Source organism: Haloactinomyces albus (genome assembly GCF_031458135.1).
GTDB lineage: Bacteria > Actinomycetota > Actinomycetes > Mycobacteriales > Pseudonocardiaceae > Haloactinomyces > Haloactinomyces albus.
This window is the reverse complement of the sequence record NZ_JAVDXW010000001.1, coordinates 940,802-961,856: the sequence shown is the minus strand read 5'-3', so window position 1 is coordinate 961,856 and position 21,055 is coordinate 940,802. Positions and strand designations below refer to the sequence as shown.

Here is a 21,055-nt window from a genome sequence, read left to right as displayed (position 1 = left end):
TGCTCTAATATGATCATCGATCTTCAGCGTGAACCCCGATCCGTACTCAGCTCAGGAGGCGCATTCGATGACCAATCCGCACGGGCCACCGGGACCGCAGCAGTATCCGCAGCCCGGGGCACCGGTCCCCGCCCCGCAGGGGCCTCCGCAGGGGCCTCCGCAGGGCGGTTATCCGCCTCAGGGGCCACCCGTTCAGCAGGGCCCCGGCGCGGCAGGAGCGATGGGTCAGCAGATGGCACCGCCGCCACCGGGGATGGGCCGGATCGTGCTGGACACCTCGTATATGCCGCTGGCATTCCTTCTGGCGCTGTTCAAACCCGGGATCACGGTCAACGGGCAGCCATACCCCGTCGCTCGATGGGGACAGAACGTTCTCGACCTCCCGCCGGGTCGGCACCAGATCCAGGTGCACGTGAACTACCTGTGGAAATTCGGCCATGCCCAGGCCTTCGTGCCGGTCGATCCCGGCAGGCAGGTCGACGTTTACTACCGTTCGCCCGCCGTTGCTTTCGGCGAGGGGGCGATCGGGCCTGTCCCGCAGTCCACGCCGAACATGGCGCTCACCATCGTGCTGATGGTCGCGTCGGTGTCCTTCGGATTCCTGTCGGTCATTCTGAGCCTGACGATCTGAGCTCCGAGGTGCAGAGCACCATGCGCGCATCCGCCGTTCGGACCAAGGGCATGCTGTAGGTCATCCGATCGGGTAAACGCGAACATCTCGGTCGTGGTGTTGGTGAATTGTTCCACTGGGGCCGTTCGGTCCGGGACGTACGGGTCCGCTCGGATCGGCACCATTCGAGGTGCGACGATGGATGTGTGTCCACCACAAACGTGATCTTGATCATCGTTGTTGCCTTGGTAGTGCTGGCGATCCTCGTGGTCGCCGGGTTCCTGCTGAACCGCCGCAGACGGATCAGTCTGAGCCGGCGTGACGAGCGAGCCGATCAAGGCGGCGCCGTCCGGGAGGGCGGTTATCGCACCGACAGCGGGATCAGCCTGTCCAGTGGCGGCACCGGTACGGCAGCTCCGCCGGAGCATCCGGCCGGCGACCGAACCGAGCAGGGACAGCCCGGTGTCGGTGATGATGCCGCTGTCCCCCGGGACAGCGAACGACGCGGCATTGTCGATGTTTCGCTTCCGGAGCGGTCCGGGACGGAAACCCCCACAGCGCCGCCCTCCGAAACCGAGGCGGAACCGGGCAAGCCGCCTGAGCAGCCGACGATTCCGACACAGGAGGAGCGGACCTCGGCGGCATCGGCACCGGCGGCTCCCGCCGAGCGGGAGGCGCCCACTGCCGAGCCGGAGGCACCCACTGCCGAGCCGGAGGCGCCCGCCGCCGAACCGCAGGTATTTCCGGCCGAACCGGAAACCCCCGTGGAACTGGAAACGACAGCGCCCGCCGAGCCGGAGGCGCCCACTGCCGAGCCAGCGGCTCCTGCTGTCGAACCCGAGGCTCCTGCTGTCGAACCCAAACCTCCGGAACCTGCGCCACCCACGGAACCCGTGGAGGAGATCGAGCCCACCAGCGGACGGCTCGAACGCCTGCGCGGCCGGCTGTCGCGGTCCCGGTCCACCTTCGGTCAGGGCGTGCTCGGACTGCTGGGCGCGGGCGACCTCGACGAGGACTCCTGGGAGGAGATCGAGGACACGCTGCTCATGGCCGACTTGGGCGCAGCCACTGCCACCGAGATCATCGAGCGGCTGCGTTCGGAGATCGCCTCTCGTGCGGTACGTACGTCCGACCAGGCTCGCGCGCTCCTGCGGGAGGTCCTGGTCGATGCGCTGCGGCCGGACATGGAGCGTTCCGTGCAGGCCCTGCCGCACGGTGACCCGGCCGACGGCGGAAAGCCCGCGGTGGTGCTCGTCGTCGGCGTCAACGGGACCGGCAAAACCACGACGACCGGCAAGCTCGCCCGCGTGCTGGTGGCCGAGGGCCGTACGGTCCTGCTCGGTGCCGCCGACACCTTCCGCGCGGCAGCCGTGGAGCAGCTCGCCACCTGGGGCGAACGCGTTGGTGCCGAGGCTGTACGCGGTAACGAGGGTGCCGACCCTGCCAGCGTGGCCTTCGAGTCGGTGCAGCGCGGCGCCGACACCGGGGTGGACGCGGTGCTGGTCGACACCGCCGGCCGCCTGCACACCAAGACCGGGCTGATGGACGAACTCGGCAAGGTCAAACGTGTGGTCGAAAAGCGGGCCCAGGTGGATGAAGTGCTGTTGGTGCTCGACGCCACCACGGGGCAGAACGGGCTCACGCAGGCGCGGGTGTTCTCCGATGTCGTCGATGTCACCGGCATCGTGCTGACCAAGCTCGACGGCACGGCCAAGGGCGGCATCGTCTTCCAGGTGCAGCGCGAGCTCGGTGTTCCGGTGAAGCTCGTCGGCCTGGGGGAGGGAGCTGATCACCTCGCTCCCTTCGACCCCGGTGCGTTCGTCGACGCCCTGCTGGAATGAACCTGCCGGAATGCGTCCGCACCGCCTCCACGGCGGTCGCTCCGCAGCAGTGACAGATCTTTAACAGCACAACGCCGGAATTCACGTGGGCGAAACACCTGAAGTGCTTCGCTGCAACACCGGTTGCCGACGATACGGACTCGACCTCGAGTGCCCGGACCGTACGGGAGGCAACATGGATTCAGGTGACACCGCATGGGTGCTCATGAGCGCGGCCCTGGTCATGCTCATGACTCCGGGCCTGGCGTTTTTCTACGGCGGCATGGTGCGCTCGCGCGGCGTACTGAACATGCTGATGATGAGCCTGGGCAGTATGGGCGTGGTCGGAGTGCTGTGGGTGCTCTACGGGTACTCGGCGGCATTCGGTTCCGACCTCGGAGGACTCGGTCTGCTCGGGTCGCCGCTGGAGTTCTTCGGCCTGGGAGGGTTGCTCGGTGCGGACCAACTCTCCGGCACCGTTCCGACGCCGGCCTTCGCCGCCTTCCAGGCGATGTTCGCCATCCTGACGGTGGCGTTGATTTCCGGGGCGATCGCTGATCGGGCCCGCTTCGGGCCGTGGCTTCTGTTCGGTGGGTTGTGGGCCACTCTGGTGTACTTCCCGGTCGCACACTGGGTGTTCGCCTTCGACGAGACCGATGCTGCCGGTCATGTCACGGCCCCCGGTGGATGGATCGCCAACCGGCTGGCGGCGATCGACTTCGCCGGGGGCACCGCGGTGCACATCAATGCGGGTGCCGCTGCGCTGGCGCTCGTGCTGGTGCTCGGCAAGCGCACGGGCTGGCCGCGGGACATGGGCAAGCCGCACAGCCTGCCGCTCGTCGTGCTCGGGGCCGGGCTGTTGTGGTTCGGCTGGTTCGGATTCAACGCCGGGTCGGCACTGGCCGCCGGAAGTACCGCTGCCGTCGCGTTCGTCAACACGCTGGTGGCCACCAGCGCTGCGATGCTCGGATGGATGCTGACCGAACGTCTGCGAGACGGCCATGCGACCACCCTCGGTGCCGCCTCGGGCGTCATCGCTGGGCTGGTCGCCATTACGCCGGCGTGCTCCTCGGTGACTCCGCTGGGGGCGATCGTGATCGGCGGTATCGCCGGGATCGTCTGCGCACCGGCGGTGGGCCTGAAATATCGGCTCGGTTACGACGACTCGCTCGACGTGGTCGGCGTGCACCTCGTCGGCGGTCTCGTCGGCACGCTCCTGGTGGGGCTGTTCGCCTCCGGCGCCGCACCGGCAGGAGTCAACGGCCTGTTCTACGGTGGTGGTCTCGACCAGTTGTGGCGGCAGGCGGTCGGGGCAGTGGCCGTGTTCGCCTACTCGTTCGTGCTCAGCTTGATGATCGCCTGGTTGGTGCAGAAGACCATCGGTTTCCGGAGCGGTGTCGAGAACGAGCTCGAAGGCATCGACGAGACCGAACACGCCGAGACGGCATATCACTTCGGAGACGGCCACGCATCGTCGCGTCGTTCGCCCGTGCACACGGCAGGCCTCGGACGCGAGCTGGAGGGGAACAACGCATGAAGCTGGTGACCGCGATCGTGCAACCATCCCGCCTGGAAAGCCTCAAGGAGGCTCTTGGCAAGCTCGGTGTGCTGGGTATGACGGTGAGCCAAGCCCAGGGATACGGGCGCCAGAAGGGACACAAGGAGTTCTACCGGGGCACCGAGTACGAGATCGACTTCCTCGACAAGATCCGGGTGGAGGTCCTCGTCGACGAATCCGGCGTGGACAGGGTGGTCGACGGCATCGTCGAGGCCGGCCGCACCGGCAGGGTGGGCGACGGCAAGGTCTGGGTCACCACGGTGGACACCGTGGTCCGGGTGCGTACCGGGGAGACCGACGTCGAAGCGTTGTGAGCCGGAAGGCGTGACCCGGAAGTCGACCACAGCGCAGGGCGCGGGCAGGAGCGGCAAGCTCCTGCCCGCGCCCTTTTCGCGCCCTGCGTGCTTTCCCCCGGTCTGCTCTCCCGGGGTGTCCTTGGGTGTCGGTTTTCGTTCTTGCGGGGCCTTCCGATCCGACCGGGTTTTGCTGAGGGGACATTCGGTGCGGGACTGCGTAGCACTACGCAGAGTCATTCAGGGGGCTTCACGGTCCTCGCCGGGCGCCCGGAGGCGGCAGACTTGTGGCCGTGACGCGATGAGCGGGACCGGCAGGGGCCCCGCCCGTACTGGGGGTCGGGCGGGGAAAGGGGCCGGGAGTGCGGGGTCGCATCACGGGGGACCGTCGCCGGGGTGGCCCGAACGGGGGGTCGGGCCACCCCGGCGACCCGACGGTGACGGGTATCGGTCGGTGCACCACGGTGGCGATCTCGATGCGTATCCTGGACTCGACGTGGAGACTCCGGACCGACCGATGCCGGCATCAAGCCCGCCCCCGTTACCGCCTCAGGTGCGGATCGGGCGGCGCGATCTTGTTGTTCTGGCCGGTCTGCCCGGCGCGGGCAAAAGCACTTTGCTGGGCAGAATGCAGGCGGCGGCGCCCGTTTCGGTGCTCGACCCCGAACAGATGTACCGGCCGTTGCGTTCCGTATTGCCCGCTCGCTTTCCGTACCGCAGGTACCGCGCGGTGGTACACCTCGCACACCGGACTCGCATCGTCTGGTGCTGTATGAGCGCGTCAGGTCCCGTCATCGCCCATGAACCCTCCACGCGGCCGACGACCCGGGCGATGCTGGTGGTGCTCGGCTGGATCACCCGGCGGCCGCGGGTGCTGGTGTGGATTCATGTGGGGGCCTTCGAAGCGCTCAGCGGTCAACGTGAGCGGGGGCGCATGGTCGGGGAGCGCTCCTTTGTCCGTCACGTCGGGCGTGCCGAGCGTCTCCGCCGCATGTTGCGTGCGGGGCGGCGACCTCGCGGCTGGTATGTGGTGCACGTTTTCACGCGAGCCGAACTGGTGGACGGGCTGAGGCTGACAACACCATCGTGACCTACATCGCGTTACCTCGGGTGGGGGCGGCACGGCCCGTGATCGACGGTTATTGTGGTTGAGCGCGTACCGGAACGATGCCGGTGCGCCTGGCTGAGATCGAGCTGCGAGTGACTGGCAACAGTGTGTGCGTTGCAGGTATGCGCGGCCCGACATGCGCGAGCAGCGAGACGCCCGCAGGGCGGTGCTGCATTCGGACCTGACTGTTGCCGCTCATTCGTTGGTGGACATTGGTACAGGGCCGCTATCCGCATTCCTTAGCCTCTGTGACCACGAGGAGACCACGCACTCAGTATGTCCACTTTTGATGACCTCGGCCTCGACGACCGCGTTCGCAAGGTCCTGACCGACCTCGGATACGAGACCCCTTCGCCGATTCAGGCCGAGACGATTCCGTCCTTGCTCGCCGGGAACGACGTGACGGGGCAGGCGCAGACCGGTACCGGCAAGACCGCCGCGTTCGCGCTGCCCATCCTCTCCCGGATCGATCTCGACACGAAGAAGCCGCAGGCGCTCGTCCTGGCGCCGACCCGGGAGCTGGCCATCCAGGTGGCCGAGGCGTTCCAGCGCTATGCCGCCAACCTGCCCGGCTTTCACGTACTGCCCATCTACGGTGGGCAGAGCTATGGACCCCAGCTCAGCGGACTCCGGCGGGGCGCCCACGTCGTGGTGGGGACTCCCGGACGCCTGATCGACCACCTGGAGCGCGGCTCACTCGACCTGTCGGGGCTGACCAACGTGGTGCTCGACGAGGCCGACGAGATGCTGCGGATGGGCTTCATCGACGACGTCGAGAAGATCCTGCAGGCAGTACCGGAAAGCAGGCAGGTCGCGTTGTTCTCCGCGACCATGCCCAAGGCGATCCGGTCGATCAGCCAGTCCTACCTCAAGGATCCGGTGGAGGTCTCGGTCAAGAACTCCACCGCCACGGCCACCAACATCAACCAGCGCTACTGGCCGGTCCGTGGCGTGCACAAGTTGGACGCGCTGACTCGGATTCTGGAGGTCGAGCCGTTCGACGCGATGATCGTGTTCGTGCGGACCAAGCAGCTCACCGAGGAACTCACCGAGAAGCTGCAGGCCCGAGGTTTCAGTGCGGCGGCCATCAACGGTGATATCGCCCAGGCACAGCGGGAACGCACCATCGGCCAACTGCGGGACGGCAGGATCGACCTGCTGGTGGCCACCGACGTGGCCGCACGCGGATTGGACGTCGAGCGCATCTCCCACGTGCTGAACTACGACATCCCGCACGACAGCGAGTCCTACGTGCACCGCATCGGCCGCACCGGCCGGGCGGGGCGAAGCGGTGAGGCCATCCTGTTCGTGTCCCCGCGTGAGCGGCACATGCTGCGTTCGATCGAGAAGGCCACTCGCCAGTCGATCAGCCAGATGGAACTCCCGAGTGTCGAAGCGGTCAACGACCAGCGACTCGCCCGGTTCTCCCAGAGCATCACCGACACGCTCGAGAGTGGTGAGCTCACCCTCTTCCAGGATTTGGTGCAGCAGTACGAAAGCAACCACAATGTGCCCGCCGCCGAGATCGCGGCCGCGCTCGCGAGCATGGTGCAGGGTGAGCGGCCACTGCTGCTGGAACCCGAACCCGAACCGCCCGCGAAGCAGAAGCGTTCCGGTAAGGCTTCGGCATTCGAGGCTTCCGGTGGCGAGACCGCTGTGTTCCGCGTTGAAGTGGGCCGTCGTAATCGGGTGACGCCGAGTGCCCTTGTCGGGGCGCTGGCCAATGAGGGCGGTGTCCCGAGTAAGCGCATCGGGCACATCGACATCCGTGCCGAGCACACCCTTGTCGAGCTTCCGGCCGAGCTGCCGGAGGACCTGTTGCGCAAGCTGGGCAAGACACAGGTCGCAGGCCGCGGACTGCGCATCAGCCGCGCCGACGACGAGGTGCTGGAACGGTCGGGACGCCCGCGCAGGCCCGGCAGGGACAAGCCCAAGACACAACGCAAGGGCCAGCGCGCGCCCGGCTCCTCGCGCTCGGCTGCGGGGAAGCGCCCCGCACACGAGCACGGCTGAGCCACGATCGAGCCTGCCCGGTGGGGCAGCCTTCGTGACGGTTGCCCCACCTTCACCGCATCGAGGGAAAATGGTGTGGAGACGCGTCCTCGCCGGGTTTCGGCATCGCCCGGTTACCCTCGTATTGGCATATCCACGACTCTGGAGCCCGTGAACCCGTGTTTGACACTCTTTCCGATCGGCTCACATCGGTCCTGAAGAACCTGCGTGGCAAAGGACGGCTGTCCGACGCCGACATCGACGCCACCGCGCGGGAGATCCGTATTGCCCTGCTGGAAGCCGACGTGGCGCTTCCCGTGGTGCGTAGTTTCATCGCGGGTGTCAAGGAACGCGCCAAAGGCGCCGAGGTTTCGCAGGCCCTGAACCCGGCCCAGCAGGTCGTCAAGATCGTCAACGAGGAACTGGTCGGCATCCTCGGTGGTGAGACCCGCAGGCTGGAATACGCCAAGAATCCACCGACGGTCGTCCTGCTCGCGGGCCTGCAGGGCTCCGGCAAGACCACGCTGGCCGGGAAGTTGGCCCGCTGGTTCGCCGGGCAGGGCCACACGCCGATGCTGGTGGCTTGTGACCTGCAGCGTCCCAATGCCGTCACCCAGTTGCAGGTGGTGGGGGAACGTGCCGGGGTATCGGTATTCGCTCCCGAACCCGGCAACGGTGTCGGCGATCCGGTGGATGTGGCCCGTCGCAGTATCGAGGAGGCCCGGCACTCCCAGCACGACATCGTCCTGGTCGACACGGCCGGCCGCCTGGGTGTCGACGAGGAGATGATGCAGCAGGCCTCCGATATCCGGGACGCCGTCACCCCCGACGAAACCTTGTTCGTCGTCGACGCCATGATCGGTCAGGACGCCGTGAGCACGGCGGAGGCCTTCCGGGACGGCGTCGGCTTCAATGGTGTGGTCCTGACCAAGCTCGACGGTGACGCTCGCGGTGGTGCCGCGCTGTCGGTGCGGCACGTCACCGGGCAACCGATCATGTTCGCCTCCAATGGTGAGAAGCTGGAGGACTTCGACGTCTTCCACCCGGACCGGATGGCCAGCCGGATCCTGGGCATGGGCGACATGCTGACCCTGATCGAGCAGGCCGAGCAGGCCTTCGACGCGGATCAGGCGGAACAGGCCGCGGAGAAACTCGGCACGGGTGAGCTGACGCTGGAGGACTTCCTGGAGCAGATGCAGGCGGTGCGGCGGATGGGACCGCTGCAGAACCTGGTCGGCATGCTGCCCGGGGCCAACCAGATGAAAGACCAGCTCGCCAACTTCGACGAGGGGCACCTGGATCGGGTGCAGGCCATCATCCGGGGGATGACCCCGGCCGAACGGGCCGACCCGAAGATCATCAATGCCTCACGGCGCCAGCGTATCGCCAACGGTTCCGGTGTCCGGATCAGTGACATCAACGATCTGGTCAAGCGCTTCTTCGAAGCCCGCAAGATGATGCAGCAGATGGCCGGGCAATTCGGCGGTGGCGGTGGTGGCGGCCGCAAGAAGGACAAGAAGGGTAAGAAGGGCAAGAAGAGCAAGAACAAGGGGCCGACTCCGCCGAAGGGCGCGCGCGGTGGCATGCCGGGCGGAATGCCCGGACTCCCTCCGGGAGGGATGCCCGGTGCCGGCGGGGGTAACGCTCCGGATCCCGCACAGCTGCAGGGAGGGCTCAACGACCTTCCGCCCGGATTCGATCCCTCGAAGCTCAACTTCGGCAAGAACAAGAAGAAGTGAGTGCATCCGGTATGACGGCGCTTCATCTGCGCGGGGTGGTGCTCCCAGACGGAGAGCAACGGGACGTCTGGGTCCGTGACGGGATGGTCAGCCTCGAACCGGTACCGGGTGCCTCGACGGTGTTCGACGGGGGCTACCTGCTGGCGGGCCTGGTCGATGCGCACTGCCATGTCGGCCTCGGCCCGAAGGGACCGGTGGAGCTCGACGAGGCGGTGCGGCAGGCCGAGACCGATCGCGAAGCGGGTACGCTGCTGATCCGCGATTGTGGTTCCCCACTGGACACCCGGTCGCTGCAGGACCGGGAGGACCTGCCACGGATCATCCGAGCCGGCCGTCACCTGGCACGTCCCAAGCGCTACATCCCGCACTTGGCCGACGAGCTCGATGACCAGGAGCAGTTGCCTGCCGCGGTGGCCGAGCAGGCCGCCCATGGGGACGGGTGGATCAAGCTCGTCGGCGACTGGATCGATCGCTCGGTCGGCGATCTGTCTCCGCTGTGGCGTGCGGACGTGCTGACGGAGGCGATCGCGGCCGCGCACGCGCACGGCGCACGGGTGACCGCTCATGTGTTCGGCGAAGATGCACTCCCGGATCTGCTCGCGGCGGGCATCGACTGCATCGAGCACGGCACCGGCCTCACCGATGACACCGTCGAGGAAATGGCACGGCGGGGCACCGTACTGGTGCCCACGCTCGTCAATGTCGAGAACTTCCCGTCGTTCGCGGCGGCGGCGTCGAAGTATCCCGACTACGCGGCACACATGAGACACCTGTACCGGGAAGCCGACCGCACCGTGGCGAAGGCCATCGAGGCGGGCGTGCCCGTGTATGCGGGGACCGATGCGGGTGGCGGTATCGAACACGGGCAACTCGTCGACGAGCTGATGGCCCTGAATCGTGTCGGCATGTCGGCCGAGCAGGCATTGGGCGCGGCATCCTGGTCGGCACGCGAGTGGCTCGGCTGGTCCGGTCTGCATCACGGTGGTGTGGCCGATCTGGTGTGCTACGACTCCGACCCGCGGAAGGATCTGGCCGTGTTGCGCCATCCCCGGCGCATCCTCCTGCGCGGCAGGGTCGTGGCCTGACGAGCACGGTGCCGCTGCGGCCGTTGTGACCTACAGTGGGGTGCTGAGGGGAGGGCGTGTGAGTCAGCAACCGCCGAACGAGGAACCTCACGGCGATTCACCGGAATATCCGGTGGCGTGGTTGCCCGGGGAGACTCCGCCCGGGTCGGAGGACGAGGAGGCCACTCGAACTCCGCAGTCTCCACGAACCGATTCCGAAAACCGGTCGCGTTCCCAGCCGTCGTGGCTGAACTACGGCACTCCCATGCGCAGGGCAGAGGACACCCGGGATCCGGACCTGCATCCCCGCTACTGGGAGGCCCAGGTCGAAGCAGCCCGCCGGGGAAGCCTGGCGTGGGGGTTCGCCGCGTTCTTCATCGGCTACGGCGGTTACTACCTGCTCGCCTTCGTCCTCGGCGGCGTGCTCTCGGCGCACGTATCGGGCTTCGATCCCGCGAACCCGCCGGAACTGGGGCCGTTGCTGTTGCTGGCGTTCGCTCCGAACCTGTTGCTCGGTCTGGTTCCCGCTTTCTACTCCTGGCGGCGCGGCCACGGGCTGCGGTCGGATTTCGGGATCGTGCCGAAACTGCGGGACGTCAAAGTGGGGCTGGCCTGTGGTGGAGTCGCCCTGCTCGCGTCGTGGCTGCTGGGCATGGTGCTGATCAGTGTCTCCGGTCCGCCACCGCCGAACGCGGGGGTCTCCGGGCTGGTGCAGGGCGAGCAGACGGTCTGGCTGTTCCTCTTCGCGTTGTTCGCGTTTCTCGGCGCTCCCTTCACCGAGGAACTCCTCATGCGCGGGGCACTGTGGGGAGCTCTGGAGCATTACCGGATACCGCGCTACGCCATTCTGCTGCTGACCGCGCTGTTCTTTGCTTTCATGCACCAGGAAGCCTGGCGGCTGCCGATCCTGTTCGTCGGGGGCCTCGCGATGGGATTCGCGCGGATGCTGACCGGGCGGGTGAGTGCCAGCATGATCGCCCATGCCACGAACAACTTCCTTCCGGCGTTGCTGCTGCTCGTGACCGCGGGCTGACCGCGTCGGTACAGCAGCGGATGCCTGCCGAGCGAGCCCGCGGGTAGCCTGACGGTTTCCGGCCGGTCGAGGCGGGCAGCCGTATGCCGGAGACGGCCGGAGAGTTGATGCCCGGTTCGACGGAGGCGCCCGTGAATACACCGCAACCGCCCGAATCCTCCGGCGAAGCACGTGAGGCGCGATCGCCGGAAGCCGCCTTCACCGGTTCCCCAGCCGGACAGGCCACGGCCATCACCGCACACACCCACAAGTGGGGGTTCGGTGCCTTCTTCCTCGCCGAGGCCGTGTTCGTACTGGTCTCGGTCGTATTGGCAGCCACCTTCGGTGACCTCGGCGGTGCGGGCAACCGCCTGGGACTCGCGTTGGTCCTGGTACTGATGCTGCCGACTGTGCTGGCCGGGATGGTCGCGGTTATCGCCACCTTCTTACGGGGCCACGGCCCTCGTCGGGATTTCGGTTTGCAGTGGCGGCGTTCCGACGTGACCACGGGGTTGGGAATCGGTGTGGCCGGCCTTGTACTCACGGTGATCGCGTCGACGCTCTGGACCCGGTGGATGGGGGAGAATCAGGCCGAATCCGCGGTCGGAAGCCTGCTGGAAGGGGTTCGGCTACCTCCCGCGCTGGCAGTGGTGATCTTTCTGCACGTGTGGTTGGTGGCTCCGCTCTGTGAGGAGCTGCTGTACCGCGGCCTGCTCTGGGGTGCGATGGAGCGGCTTCGCTGGAGCCAACTGACCATATTCATCCTGACCACCGCGGTCTTCGCGATCGGCCACTTCGAGCCCGCACGAACCGTGCTGCTGCTCGTGATCGCACTCCCGATCGGGTTGGCCCGGTTCCTCACCGGGCGGCTGACCGCCAGCGTCGTGGCACATCAGGTGAACAACTTCCTCCCCGCTCTGGGGTTGCTGCTGATGTCGCTGGGGCTGCTGCCCGCATAACCGGGGCGCCGTTGCTGTGCTTACGTGCGCATCTGGCACAATGAGAAGCTGTTCGCCGTGAGCGGGCCCTCTCACCGTTTCACGGCTTGTCGACGTAAGAGCCTCCATACCGTCGCCCCATGCGGTGTGGCGTGCTCACCCGATCACGAACGAGAGTCTGAGGAGCACCACCACCCGTGGCTGTCAAGATCAAGCTGGCGCGCATCGGAAAGATCCGCGAGCCGCACTACCGCGTTGTCATCGCCGATTCACGCACCCGCCGCAACGGCCGGGTGATCGAGGAGATCGGGCAGTACCACCCGAAGCAGAACCCGAGCCACATCGAGGTCGACTCCGAGCGGGTGCAGTACTGGCTGGGCGTCGGTGCCCAGCCCACCGAGCCCGTGCAGGGCATCCTCGAGGTGACCGGCGACTGGCAGAAGTTCAAGGGCTTGCCCGGAGCGGAGGGGAACAAGAACGTCGCCGCTCCCAAGCCCACCAAGCAGGAACTGTTCGAGGCCGCCCTGGCCGCGGCCGGTGAGGAACCGTCCGTGGCGGCCACCACCCCGAAGAAGAAGGGTGGCGGCAAGAAGACCGAGTCCGCTCAGTCCGAGGGCGAGGCGACCGCTTCCGAGTCCGCAGGCGCCGAAGAAGCCGAGCCGAAGTCCGAGGAAGGACAGGCGTGACAGCTCTCACGGACGCGCTCGAACATCTGGTGCGCGGCATTGTCGACAATCCGGACGAGGTCCGCGTGCAGTCGATCAACACTCGGCGTGGCCGTACGCTGGAGGTGCACGTCAGCCCGGATGATCTGGGCAAGGTCATCGGCCGCGGCGGACGCACCGCGACGGCGCTGCGGACCGTGATCTCGGGAGTCGGCGGCCGGGGCCTCCGGGTGGACGTGATCGACACCGATCGCTGAGTGCGGCCATGAGTGACCAGGAACCCCTGCGTCTCGTCGTCGGCCGGATCGTCAAGCCGCACGGTGTTCGGGGAGAATTCGTCGTCGAGGTTCGTACGGACAGCCCCGAGCGACGTTTCGAGCCCGGGTCCGTGCTCGGCGTCCGGCGCCGGAGAGCGGATCGCTCCCGACAGCCGGAAGAGTTCGTACTTGCAGCCGCCCGGCACCACGCCGGGCGGCTGTTGGTACGTGCGGAAGGCGTGGACACTCGGGAGGCGGCGGAAGAACTTCGCGGCGCGCTGTTGACCGTGGTGGCCGAGGATCTCGAGCCCAGCGATGACCCGGACGAGTTCCATGATCACGAATTGGAAGGTCTGCGAGCCGTTCTGGTCACGGGCGAGGAAGTCGGTGTGGTGCACGAGGTCGTGCACACTCCCGGCGGAGAGCTGTTGCAGGTAACCGGACCGGACGAGCGTGAGTTCCTCGTGCCGTTCGTTTCCGACATCGTGCCCGAGGTCGACGTGGTGGGAGGTCGGGTTCTCCTCGACCCGCCGGAAGGGCTGATCGACGAGGTGTGATCACGCCTCGAGGATGACTCGTCTCCGCCTCCGCGGTGGCTCGGCTCGCCAGGGCTGGCGGACATCTGAAGGGTACCGATGAGAATCGACGTCATCACGATCTTCCCCGAGTACTTGACCCCGCTGCGTGAGGCGTTGCTGGGGAAGGCGATCGAGCGGGAGAAGATTTCCGTCGGCGTCCACGATCTCCGGGAGTGGACGCATGACGTACATCGTGCCGTGGATGACAGTCCATACGGTGGCGGTCCCGGCATGGTGATGAAGCCCCAGGTCTGGGGAGAGGCGCTGGACGAGGTGTGTGCCACCTCCGGCGAGCCGCCTCGGTTGGTGGTGCCCACACCGGCTGGGCAGCCGTTCACTCAGCGCACGGCGGTGCGCTGGTCCCATGAGCCGTGGTTGGTCCTCGCCTGCGGCCGCTACGAGGGAATCGATCAGCGAGTGATCGAGGATGCGTCCAGACGGATGCCGGTGGAGGAGGTCTCGATCGGTGACTACGTGCTGGTCGGTGGCGAGGTTGCCGCCCTGACCATGATCGAGTCGGTGGCCCGGCTGTTACCCGGGGTGCTCGGGAATCCGGCGTCGGCCGAGCAGGACTCGTTCTCCGACGGGCTTCTCGAGGGTCCCTGTTATACGCGTCCTGAGGTCTGGCGGGACCTGTCGGTGCCTCCGGTGCTGCGTTCGGGCGATCATGCGGCTATCGCACGCTGGCGACGGGACCAATCTCTGGAGCGTACTTACGAACGGCGCCATGACCTGCTTGATTCGATGTCCGAGGAGTCGCTGACCGCACGGGATCGTGGGCGGCTCGATCACTTGCGGGCACAGCAGCACCCCGACGGGATGCAGGACGATTCTCCGGGCCAGGCGTGATTCGGACCGTCCGCATGGTCGATGGCGTAGGCCTGATACGCTACTGGCTGAAGGAAAGCGCCTGCGTGGATGCACGCTCATGAATGCAAGCCCATGAGTGCAAATCCGGTGGGCGATGACTTGTCTTCCTGCTTCGGCAGGCGTCTTCCTCGGGTTGCGGGGTGACGTAAAACGGCTTGCTGGCCCCCGGCCGAGTCCATGGCGATCGGTTCGGGTGTTGCTACGAGAAGACCGGTTCGGTACGGGCTGAAAAGACGTACTGTGCAGGTCGATGCCGCACCGCGAGGTCGCGGCTCACCGGAACAGAAGTCGCTGTTCCGAGTGAACGGATCAACGACACGGACGAGGACGGACCACCGATGAACACCCTGGACGCTCTGGACGCCCAGTCGCTGCGTTCCGACATCCCCAGCTTTCGGCCTGGCGACACGCTGAAGGTCCACGTCCGCGTCATCGAGGGTTCGCGTGAGCGCAACCAGGTTTTCCAGGGCGCGGTCATTCGCCGACAGGGCGATGGCGTGCGGGAGACCTTCACCGTGCGCAAGGTGTCCTTCGGTGTCGGCGTGGAGCGTACCTTCCCCGTGCACAGTCCGAACATCGCCAAGATCGAGGTCGCCACTCGCGGTGATGTGCGGCGGGCGAAGCTGTACTACCTGCGTAATCTGCGTGGCAAGGCTGCCAAGATCAAGGAGAAGCGGGAGCCGGCCAAGGCTTCCTGAGCTGAGCAGCTCTCGTACGTACCGGCAGGTACGGGCGGCATGGGTACCATGTGTGCGGACTGCCGCGAACGACCCGGGCATGCCCCGGGTCGTTCGTCTGTCCGGCACCGTGCTACCTCATCGCATTGCACCTTCGGGTGAAGTATGTGGCCGCGTAGGGCCCCTCGGAGCGGTACGAGCGATGCCTGAATCACTGCAGTACTCCGTCCGCTGTGTGGGAACGGTGGGAAAATCGCACGTCACCGATGCCCTATCGGGTTGTTTTCCCGCGGTCGTGCCCCGTTGTGGGCCGTGTGGGCCAGTGCGGGGCAGCCGGTGAGAGTGCTCGAATGTCCAGTAGCCTGGCGGGGTGGCCGACGTCATGCGCTCCCCAGGACCAGAGGAAGAACCACCGGAGGAAGAGCGTCGAGTGGCAGAGTCTCAGGAGGGGGAAGGCGCGGAGTACGACTCCGGTGCGCAGGACGCTTCCGAGGGGTCTTCCGCGCGGTCGGGTTCTCGCCGTGGTGGCAGGAAGAGCAAGAAGGGCTCCTTCTGGCGCGAGCTACCGATTCTGATCGTGACTGCTCTGGTGCTGACGGTCCTGCTTCAGGCTTTCGTGGCCCGCGTGTATGTCATTCCGTCGCAATCGATGGAACAAACGCTGCACGGGTGTCCCGGTTGTTCCAATGACCGAATCCTCGTGGACAAGATCAGCTACCTGTTCGGCGAACCGCAGCCCGGCGACGTGGTGGTGTTCCGCGGGCCGGATACCTGGATGCAGAACGAGTTCGACGCACCGGAGACCACGAACCCGGTCGCGCAGTTCTTCCAGGGTGTGGGGTCGCTGCTGGGTTTCCCGACCCCGAACGAAAAGGACTTCGTCAAGCGGGTCATCGCCACCGAAGGGCAGACCGTGGCTTGTTGTGACCCGCAGAACCGGGTCACGGTGAATGGACAGCCGCTGCACGAGCCCTACGTTTACTGGGAACCCGGTCGCGGGAAGACGCAGCAGGAGTTCGGTCCCGTGACCGTGCCTCGGAACCACCTGTGGGTCATGGGCGACAACCGCAATGACTCCGCCGATTCCCGGGTTCAGGGCGGCGGTGGCGTGCGGGGCGCGGTACCGGTGGACAATGTCATCGGTAAGGCGCAGTTCATCGTGCTGCCGCCCACCAGATGGCAGGCCATTCCGGAACCCGACCCGCAGACCATCGCTCTGGGCGCGCCGACCTGGCGTACCGAACTGCCGGACGGTGTCGGACTCGCAATCGCACTTCCCGGGTTCTGGGTAGGACGACAGCGACTCACTGTTGCTTCCCATCGTGGTGCACAGGAGTATCACTGATCGTGGGAGCGAAGCTCACCGAGTTACGACCGTCGAGATCCGTGGTTCGGCGCAGTTCGGGCAACTGGGCATTGCAGGCAGCGCTGGAACGCCGTGGACTGGGACCTGTTGCCGGAGTGGACGAGGCCGGTCGAGGTGCCTGTGCGGGTCCGCTCGTGATTGCTGTCTGTGCCCTCAGATCCGGTGATGGACGTCGCTTCGGCGGGCTCACGGACTCGAAGCAGCTTTCTGCCGCAGAGCGCGAACGTCTGTTCGACATCATCGTGGCGCGGTCGGTGAGTTGGTCGGCCATCGTCGTTCCTCCCGAGGAGATCGACGCACTGGGGATTCACGTGGCGAACCTCGAGGGGATGCGCCGGGCCGTTGCCGCTCTGACCGTGCATCCCGGTTATGTGCTCACGGACGGTTTTCGGGTGTCCGGTCTGGCGGCACCGAGTGTGGCCGTGGCGAAGGGAGATCGGGTCGCGGCCTGCGTCGCCGCGGCGTCGGTACTCGCGAAGGTCACACGGGACCGGATCATGAGTGACCTGCACGTGACGTTGCCGATGTACCGGTTCGACGAGCACAAGGGGTATTCCACCTCGGTGCACACGCAGAACCTGCGTAGGCATGGTCCGAGTGTGCAGCATCGGTGGTGCTACTCCAATGTTGCGGCTGCGGCTGCCCTGCATGGGATGCGGCCACCACGCAGTGTCAGCAGCAAGCCGGGATTGTTCGATGCCTCCGGGGAGAGTGTGGTGGACAATGGGGGTGGGCTGGACGAGGCCCGGATGACGAGGGGGACGGACAATGCTGAGTCGTAGGCTGACCACCGACGGGGAAAGGCTCGTACGCCGATGAGCGCCGAGGATCTCGAAAAGTACGAAACCGAGATGGAGTTGCAGCTCTACAAGGAGTATCGCGACATCGTCGGCCAGTTCACCTATGTGGTGGAGACGGAGCGACGTTTCTACCTCGCCAACGGGGTGGATGTACAGGTGCGCAACTCCGACACCGAGGTTTACTTCGAGGTGGCCATGTCGGATGCGTGGGTCTGGGACATGTACCGACCGGCTCGGTTCGTCAAGAACGTGCGTGTCATCACGTTCAAGGACGTCAACGTCGAGGAGTTGGACAAGCCGGACCTGCGGTTGCCCGAGAGCGGTCCGTTCGGCGGGTGAATCGGTTCTCGTGGAGGACATCGGCGCCCGGTCGCCTGGAGTGCCCACCGGATGAGGACGCGCGTGTCCTCGGCCGTGCGTAGTGACCGCGCTCGATCGGGGCCGTAGGGCGAGCTGAGTTCACGCCGGAGCCCTTGCCCTGGGGAGTTGTCCACAGGAAAAAGAGTTGTCCACAGGCCCGAAGATCGGGGCTGGCAGGCATGGCCGACTGCGGGGCAGATTGGAGTTGTCCGAACGGTCCGCGGTGGGAGAGACATGGCTGACAAGCCCGTTTTCGGTGCGTTGTCCGATGACGACACCAAAAGCAGGAAGCACGCCCTCGGTAAAGCCGGTGAGCGACTCGCTGCCGAATATTTGGAACAGCACGGATTCGTCGTGCTCTCGCGCAATTGGCGTTGTTCGCAGGGGGAACTCGACATTGTTGCGACCGACGCTCACAAAGTCGTGGTGTGTGAGGTCAAGACCCGCTCCGGCGTGGATTACGGTTCTCCGCTGGAGGCGGTGACCCCGGAGAAAGTGAAGCGGCTCAGGGCTCTGGCTCGAGCATGGTTGCGTGCGCACGCGGTTCGCTCGTGTCAGGTTCGGTTCGACGTGATTTCGGTGCTGTGGCCACCCAGTGGATCGGTGCACATCGAGCATCGTGCGGAGGTGTGTTAGATGGCACTGAGACATACCTGGGCCGTGGCACTGTTCGGCGTGGACGGCGTGCTGGTCGAGATCGAGGCCGATGTGCGCCAGGGCGGGTTACCCAGTGTCCAATTATTGGGTCTTCCCGATGCGGCATTGCAGGAATCGAAGAACCGGGTTCGTTCGGCGATTCAGAATTGCCAGGAGGATTGGCCGCAGAGGTGTGTGACTCTGGCGCTCTCGCCCGCGGCGTTGCCCAAGGTCGGTACCTCCTATGACCTGGCACTGGCCGCAGCCGTCTTGGCGGGTGCCGAGCAGATTCCGTCGAACCGCTTGCACGGAACGGTGTTCTTCGGGGAGTTGGCACTCGACGGGCGTATCCGACCGGTTCGGGGACTTCTTCCGGGATTGATGGCGGCCCGCAGAGAGGGCGTGACTCGCGCGGTCGTTCCCGTGGAGTGCCTGGCCGAAGCGCAGTTGGTCGATGGGATCGAGGTGCTGGGCGCCACGCACCTTCAGGAGGTGATCTCCTGGGCGCGAGAACAGCGCGAGCTCGACCACGAGCCGGTGGGCGAATCGGTTTCCGAGTCGGATCCTGCGCCGGATCTCGCCGACGTGCTCGGACAGCCGGAGGCACGGTGGGCGTTGGAAGTGGGTGCGGCAGGCGGGCATCATCTGTTGATGCTCGGTCCGCCGGGCACCGGCAAAACAATGCTTGCCCGGCGCTTGTGTGGTCTGTTGCCGGATCTGAGCACGCAGGCTGCGTTGGAGATCACGGCCATTCACTCGGTGGCGGGGCAGCTCCCATCGGGGTCACCACTGATCACTGTGCCACCGTTTGTTGCTCCGCACCATTCCACCTCGATTTCCGGCCTGGTGGGCGGTGGTGCCGGGCTGGCAAAGCCGGGGGCGGTCAGCCAGGCGCATCGAGGCATCCTGATGTTGGACGAAGCTTGTGAGTTCGGAGCCAAGCGTCTGGAAGCACTGCGCACGGCCCTGGAAGACGGTGAAATTCGGCTGTCCCGCCGCGACGGTACCTTGCGCTATCCGGCGCAGTTCCAGCTCGTACTCGCCACGAATCCGTGTCCGTGTGCACCGGCGAGGGATATCGACTGCCAGTGCCCGCCGCAGACACGTCGACGTTACCTCGGCAGGTTGTCCGGGCCGCTGCTCGATCGGGTGGATCTGCGCGTGCGGATGCGGCCGGTCACGGCTATGAGTCTGCATGCGGGTGGCGAACCGGAATCCACCGACATGGTGCGTAAGCGTGTCGCCGAGGCGCGAGCGACGGCGATCGAGCGCTGGTCCGACTATGGCTGGCAGACCAATGCCGAGGTGCCCGGACCGGTTCTGCGTCGTGATTTCGCGCTGCCGAGGAAGGCGACGACGTTGCTGGATCGAGGACTGGAGACGGGGGCTGTGACCGCACGTGGTGCGGACCGCTGTCTGCGGGTCGCATGGACGCTGAGCGATCTCGACGGCAGTTTGCAGCCCGAGGCCGACCATGTTGCCGCGGCACTGGAATTCCGGGACCGGAGGTCACCATGAGTACCGCAGGCAGGACCACGGACAGGACCACATGGGACGAGCTCATGGTCGCGCGGGCCTATCTGGCTTCCGTGATCGAACCGCCCGCGCCCGCACTGGTTCGATTCATCGGTCGGCACGGAGCGCAGCGAGCTGCCGAATTGGTTCGGGCGGGAGACACCCCCGAGAAGGTCACCGAGGAAGTGGAGTCCCGCCGGGAGCATGTATCCGGGGAAAAGGCGCTGGAGCAGGCACGGGAGAGCGGGGCGCGACTGATCGTGCCCGAACAGCCGGAATGGCCGCATGAACGCTTCTCCTGCTTTTCCGATGCCACCGAAGTCGGCTTCGCGGATATGGCCGAGCCGATCGCGCTGTGGGCTCGTGGTACCGCCTCGTTGGGGGAGGCACTGGAAAGATCCGTGGCGATCGTGGGAGCTCGCGCGGCCTCCGGTTACGGGGAAACGCTCGCGGCCGAGTTCGGCTACGGGCTCTCCGATGCGGGCTTCACCGTGGCTTCGGGCGCCGCATACGGAATCGACGGTGCGGCGCACCGAGGCGCGCTGGCTACCGGTGAATCGACTGTGGCTTATCTGGCCTGTGGTGTGGATCGGGATTATCCGGCAGGCCACAGTCGATTGCTACGGGCGGTAGCCGAGCGGGGGCTGGTGGTCAGTGAGTACGCTCCGGGCGCATCACCGCGTAGGCATCGTTTTCTTGTACGCAACCGTCTGATCGCGGCCTCGGGGCAGGGTGCTGTGGTGGTGGAGGCCGGGGTCCGCAGCGGGGCGAGTAATACGGCGAGCACGGCGGACACTCTGGGACGGCCGGTAATGGCAGTTCCCGGCCCGGTCACCTCGGCGAGTTCGGTGGGATGCCACATGATGATCCGTTCCGGCAAGGCGATGTTGGTGACCAGAACCGAGGAAGTGATCGAGGTGATCAGTCCGATCGGGGAGGCCCCGGCCGTTGACGCTGCCGGCCCGGCACGGAAAAGTGATGGGCTCGATCGCTACGCCAAGCAGCTTCATGACGCATTGACCGGCTCCGACGGCTCCAGCGCGGAGCAACTCGCCCGTGATTCGGGGCTTTCGTTGCGGAAGGTGCGTTCCCTTCTTCCCGCGCTGGAGATGGCCGGGCTTGCAACACTCGGTGAAGACGGGTGGGTGAAAAACTCTTCGAATAAACCACGATGACGGCGATCCCGAGGCGTGGCGT

General features: G+C 66.2%; 21 protein-coding genes. All 21 read left to right on the top strand.

Annotated elements, in window-relative coordinates:
* Nucleotides 1–67 precede the first annotated feature (67 nt).
* The 21 genes from JOF55_RS04470 (at nt 68) to dprA (ending at nt 21,033) form a co-directional block, all read left to right on the top strand.
* Complete coding sequence (locus JOF55_RS04470; protein ID WP_310269994.1) at nt 68–631, top strand: hypothetical protein; 564 nt, start codon at nt 68–70, stop codon at nt 629–631.
* A gap of 185 nt (nt 632–816) precedes the next feature.
* On the top strand, nt 817–2,451 hold the full coding sequence (gene ftsY, locus JOF55_RS04465; RefSeq protein WP_310269991.1) for a signal recognition particle-docking protein FtsY: 1,635 nt from the start codon (nt 817–819) through the stop codon (nt 2,449–2,451).
* A gap of 175 nt (nt 2,452–2,626) precedes the next feature.
* Complete coding sequence (locus tag JOF55_RS04460) at nt 2,627–3,967, top strand: ammonium transporter (protein WP_310269988.1); 1,341 nt, start codon at nt 2,627–2,629, stop codon at nt 3,965–3,967.
* The gene (locus tag JOF55_RS04455) at nt 3,964–4,302 is read left to right on the top strand and encodes a P-II family nitrogen regulator (protein ID WP_310269985.1); all 339 of its coding nucleotides are present in this window, start codon (nt 3,964–3,966) and stop codon (nt 4,300–4,302) included. Before JOF55_RS04460 ends, JOF55_RS04455 begins: the two co-directional genes overlap by 4 nt.
* 280 nt (nt 4,303–4,582) lie before the next feature.
* Nucleotides 4,583–5,371 (top strand): AAA family ATPase, encoded by a 789-nt coding sequence (locus JOF55_RS04450; RefSeq protein WP_310269982.1) that lies wholly within the window; start codon nt 4,583–4,585, stop codon nt 5,369–5,371.
* A gap of 294 nt (nt 5,372–5,665) precedes the next feature.
* Entirely contained in the window at nt 5,666–7,402 is a 1,737-nt protein-coding gene (locus JOF55_RS04445; protein ID WP_310269979.1) for a DEAD/DEAH box helicase, read from the top strand.
* A 158-nt stretch (nt 7,403–7,560) separates the two neighbouring features.
* Entirely contained in the window at nt 7,561–9,120 is a 1,560-nt protein-coding gene (gene ffh, locus JOF55_RS04440) for a signal recognition particle protein (RefSeq protein WP_310269975.1), read from the top strand.
* An 11-nt stretch (nt 9,121–9,131) separates the two neighbouring features.
* Nucleotides 9,132–10,205: a metal-dependent hydrolase family protein gene (locus JOF55_RS04435; protein ID WP_310269972.1), complete on the top strand. Its 1,074-nt coding sequence runs from the start codon at nt 9,132–9,134 to the stop codon at nt 10,203–10,205.
* Nucleotides 10,206–10,263: 58 nt separating this feature from the next.
* Nucleotides 10,264–11,217: a CPBP family intramembrane glutamic endopeptidase gene (locus JOF55_RS04430; RefSeq protein WP_310269969.1), complete on the top strand. Its 954-nt coding sequence runs from the start codon at nt 10,264–10,266 to the stop codon at nt 11,215–11,217.
* Nucleotides 11,218–11,348: 131 nt separating this feature from the next.
* Nucleotides 11,349–12,155 (top strand): CPBP family intramembrane glutamic endopeptidase, encoded by an 807-nt coding sequence (locus JOF55_RS04425; RefSeq protein ID WP_310269966.1) that lies wholly within the window; start codon nt 11,349–11,351, stop codon nt 12,153–12,155.
* A 176-nt stretch (nt 12,156–12,331) separates the two neighbouring features.
* On the top strand, nt 12,332–12,820 hold the full coding sequence (rpsP, locus tag JOF55_RS04420) for a 30S ribosomal protein S16 (protein ID WP_310269963.1): 489 nt from the start codon (nt 12,332–12,334) through the stop codon (nt 12,818–12,820).
* Nucleotides 12,817–13,056 carry an RNA-binding protein gene (locus JOF55_RS04415; protein WP_310269960.1) on the top strand — a complete coding sequence of 80 codons (240 nt, stop codon included), beginning with the start codon at nt 12,817–12,819 and terminating at the stop codon, nt 13,054–13,056. Before rpsP ends, JOF55_RS04415 begins: the two co-directional genes overlap by 4 nt.
* Nucleotides 13,057–13,064: 8 nt before the next feature.
* Nucleotides 13,065–13,613, top strand: coding sequence for a ribosome maturation factor RimM (gene rimM, locus JOF55_RS04410; protein WP_310269958.1), 549 nt, complete (start codon nt 13,065–13,067; stop codon nt 13,611–13,613).
* A gap of 78 nt (nt 13,614–13,691) precedes the next feature.
* Nucleotides 13,692–14,483, top strand: a complete 792-nt coding sequence (gene trmD, locus JOF55_RS04405) for a tRNA (guanosine(37)-N1)-methyltransferase TrmD (protein WP_310269955.1) — start codon at nt 13,692–13,694, stop codon at nt 14,481–14,483.
* Nucleotides 14,484–14,842: 359 nt separating this feature from the next.
* Nucleotides 14,843–15,202: a 50S ribosomal protein L19 gene (gene rplS, locus JOF55_RS04400; RefSeq protein ID WP_310269952.1), complete on the top strand. Its 360-nt coding sequence runs from the start codon at nt 14,843–14,845 to the stop codon at nt 15,200–15,202.
* Nucleotides 15,203–15,563: 361 nt separating this feature from the next.
* On the top strand, nt 15,564–16,526 hold the full coding sequence (gene lepB / locus JOF55_RS04395; RefSeq protein ID WP_374727388.1) for a signal peptidase I: 963 nt from the start codon (nt 15,564–15,566) through the stop codon (nt 16,524–16,526).
* A 2-nt stretch (nt 16,527–16,528) separates the two neighbouring features.
* Nucleotides 16,529–17,329: a ribonuclease HII gene (locus tag JOF55_RS04390; RefSeq protein ID WP_310269947.1), complete on the top strand. Its 801-nt coding sequence runs from the start codon at nt 16,529–16,531 to the stop codon at nt 17,327–17,329.
* A 33-nt stretch (nt 17,330–17,362) separates the two neighbouring features.
* A complete protein-coding gene (locus tag JOF55_RS04385) occupies nt 17,363–17,686 on the top strand; it encodes a DUF2469 domain-containing protein (protein ID WP_310269944.1) in 324 nt (107 codons plus the stop codon).
* A gap of 255 nt (nt 17,687–17,941) precedes the next feature.
* Nucleotides 17,942–18,343: a YraN family protein gene (locus JOF55_RS04380; protein WP_310269941.1), complete on the top strand. Its 402-nt coding sequence runs from the start codon at nt 17,942–17,944 to the stop codon at nt 18,341–18,343.
* Nucleotides 18,344–19,861, top strand: coding sequence for a YifB family Mg chelatase-like AAA ATPase (locus JOF55_RS04375; protein ID WP_310269937.1), 1,518 nt, complete (start codon nt 18,344–18,346; stop codon nt 19,859–19,861).
* Nucleotides 19,858–21,033, top strand: a complete 1,176-nt coding sequence (dprA, locus tag JOF55_RS04370) for a DNA-processing protein DprA (RefSeq protein ID WP_310269932.1) — start codon at nt 19,858–19,860, stop codon at nt 21,031–21,033. Before JOF55_RS04375 ends, dprA begins: the two co-directional genes overlap by 4 nt.
* The last annotated feature ends 22 nt before the right edge of the window (nt 21,034–21,055 follow it).

What these genes read in the sequence shown, in the direction of transcription:
- JOF55_RS04470 (WP_310269994.1), top strand. Translation starts at nt 68, where the DNA reads ATGACCAATCCGCACGGGCCACCGGGACCGCAGCAGTATCCGCAGCCC.
- JOF55_RS04460 (WP_310269988.1), top strand. Translation starts at nt 2,627, where the DNA reads ATGGATTCAGGTGACACCGCATGGGTGCTCATGAGCGCGGCCCTGGTC.
- JOF55_RS04455 (WP_310269985.1), top strand. Translation starts at nt 3,964, where the DNA reads ATGAAGCTGGTGACCGCGATCGTGCAACCATCCCGCCTGGAAAGCCTC.
- JOF55_RS04450 (WP_310269982.1), top strand. Translation starts at nt 4,583, where the DNA reads ATGAGCGGGACCGGCAGGGGCCCCGCCCGTACTGGGGGTCGGGCGGGG.
- JOF55_RS04445 (WP_310269979.1), top strand. Translation starts at nt 5,666, where the DNA reads ATGTCCACTTTTGATGACCTCGGCCTCGACGACCGCGTTCGCAAGGTC.
- JOF55_RS04435 (WP_310269972.1), top strand. Translation starts at nt 9,132, where the DNA reads ATGACGGCGCTTCATCTGCGCGGGGTGGTGCTCCCAGACGGAGAGCAA.
- rimM (WP_310269958.1), top strand. Translation starts at nt 13,065, where the DNA reads ATGAGTGACCAGGAACCCCTGCGTCTCGTCGTCGGCCGGATCGTCAAG.
- trmD (WP_310269955.1), top strand. Translation starts at nt 13,692, where the DNA reads ATGAGAATCGACGTCATCACGATCTTCCCCGAGTACTTGACCCCGCTG.
- rplS (WP_310269952.1), top strand. Translation starts at nt 14,843, where the DNA reads ATGAACACCCTGGACGCTCTGGACGCCCAGTCGCTGCGTTCCGACATC.
- lepB (WP_374727388.1), top strand. Translation starts at nt 15,564, where the DNA reads ATGCGCTCCCCAGGACCAGAGGAAGAACCACCGGAGGAAGAGCGTCGA.
- JOF55_RS04385 (WP_310269944.1), top strand. Translation starts at nt 17,363, where the DNA reads ATGAGCGCCGAGGATCTCGAAAAGTACGAAACCGAGATGGAGTTGCAG.
- JOF55_RS04380 (WP_310269941.1), top strand. Translation starts at nt 17,942, where the DNA reads ATGGCTGACAAGCCCGTTTTCGGTGCGTTGTCCGATGACGACACCAAA.
- JOF55_RS04375 (WP_310269937.1), top strand. Translation starts at nt 18,344, where the DNA reads ATGGCACTGAGACATACCTGGGCCGTGGCACTGTTCGGCGTGGACGGC.
- dprA (WP_310269932.1), top strand. Translation starts at nt 19,858, where the DNA reads ATGAGTACCGCAGGCAGGACCACGGACAGGACCACATGGGACGAGCTC.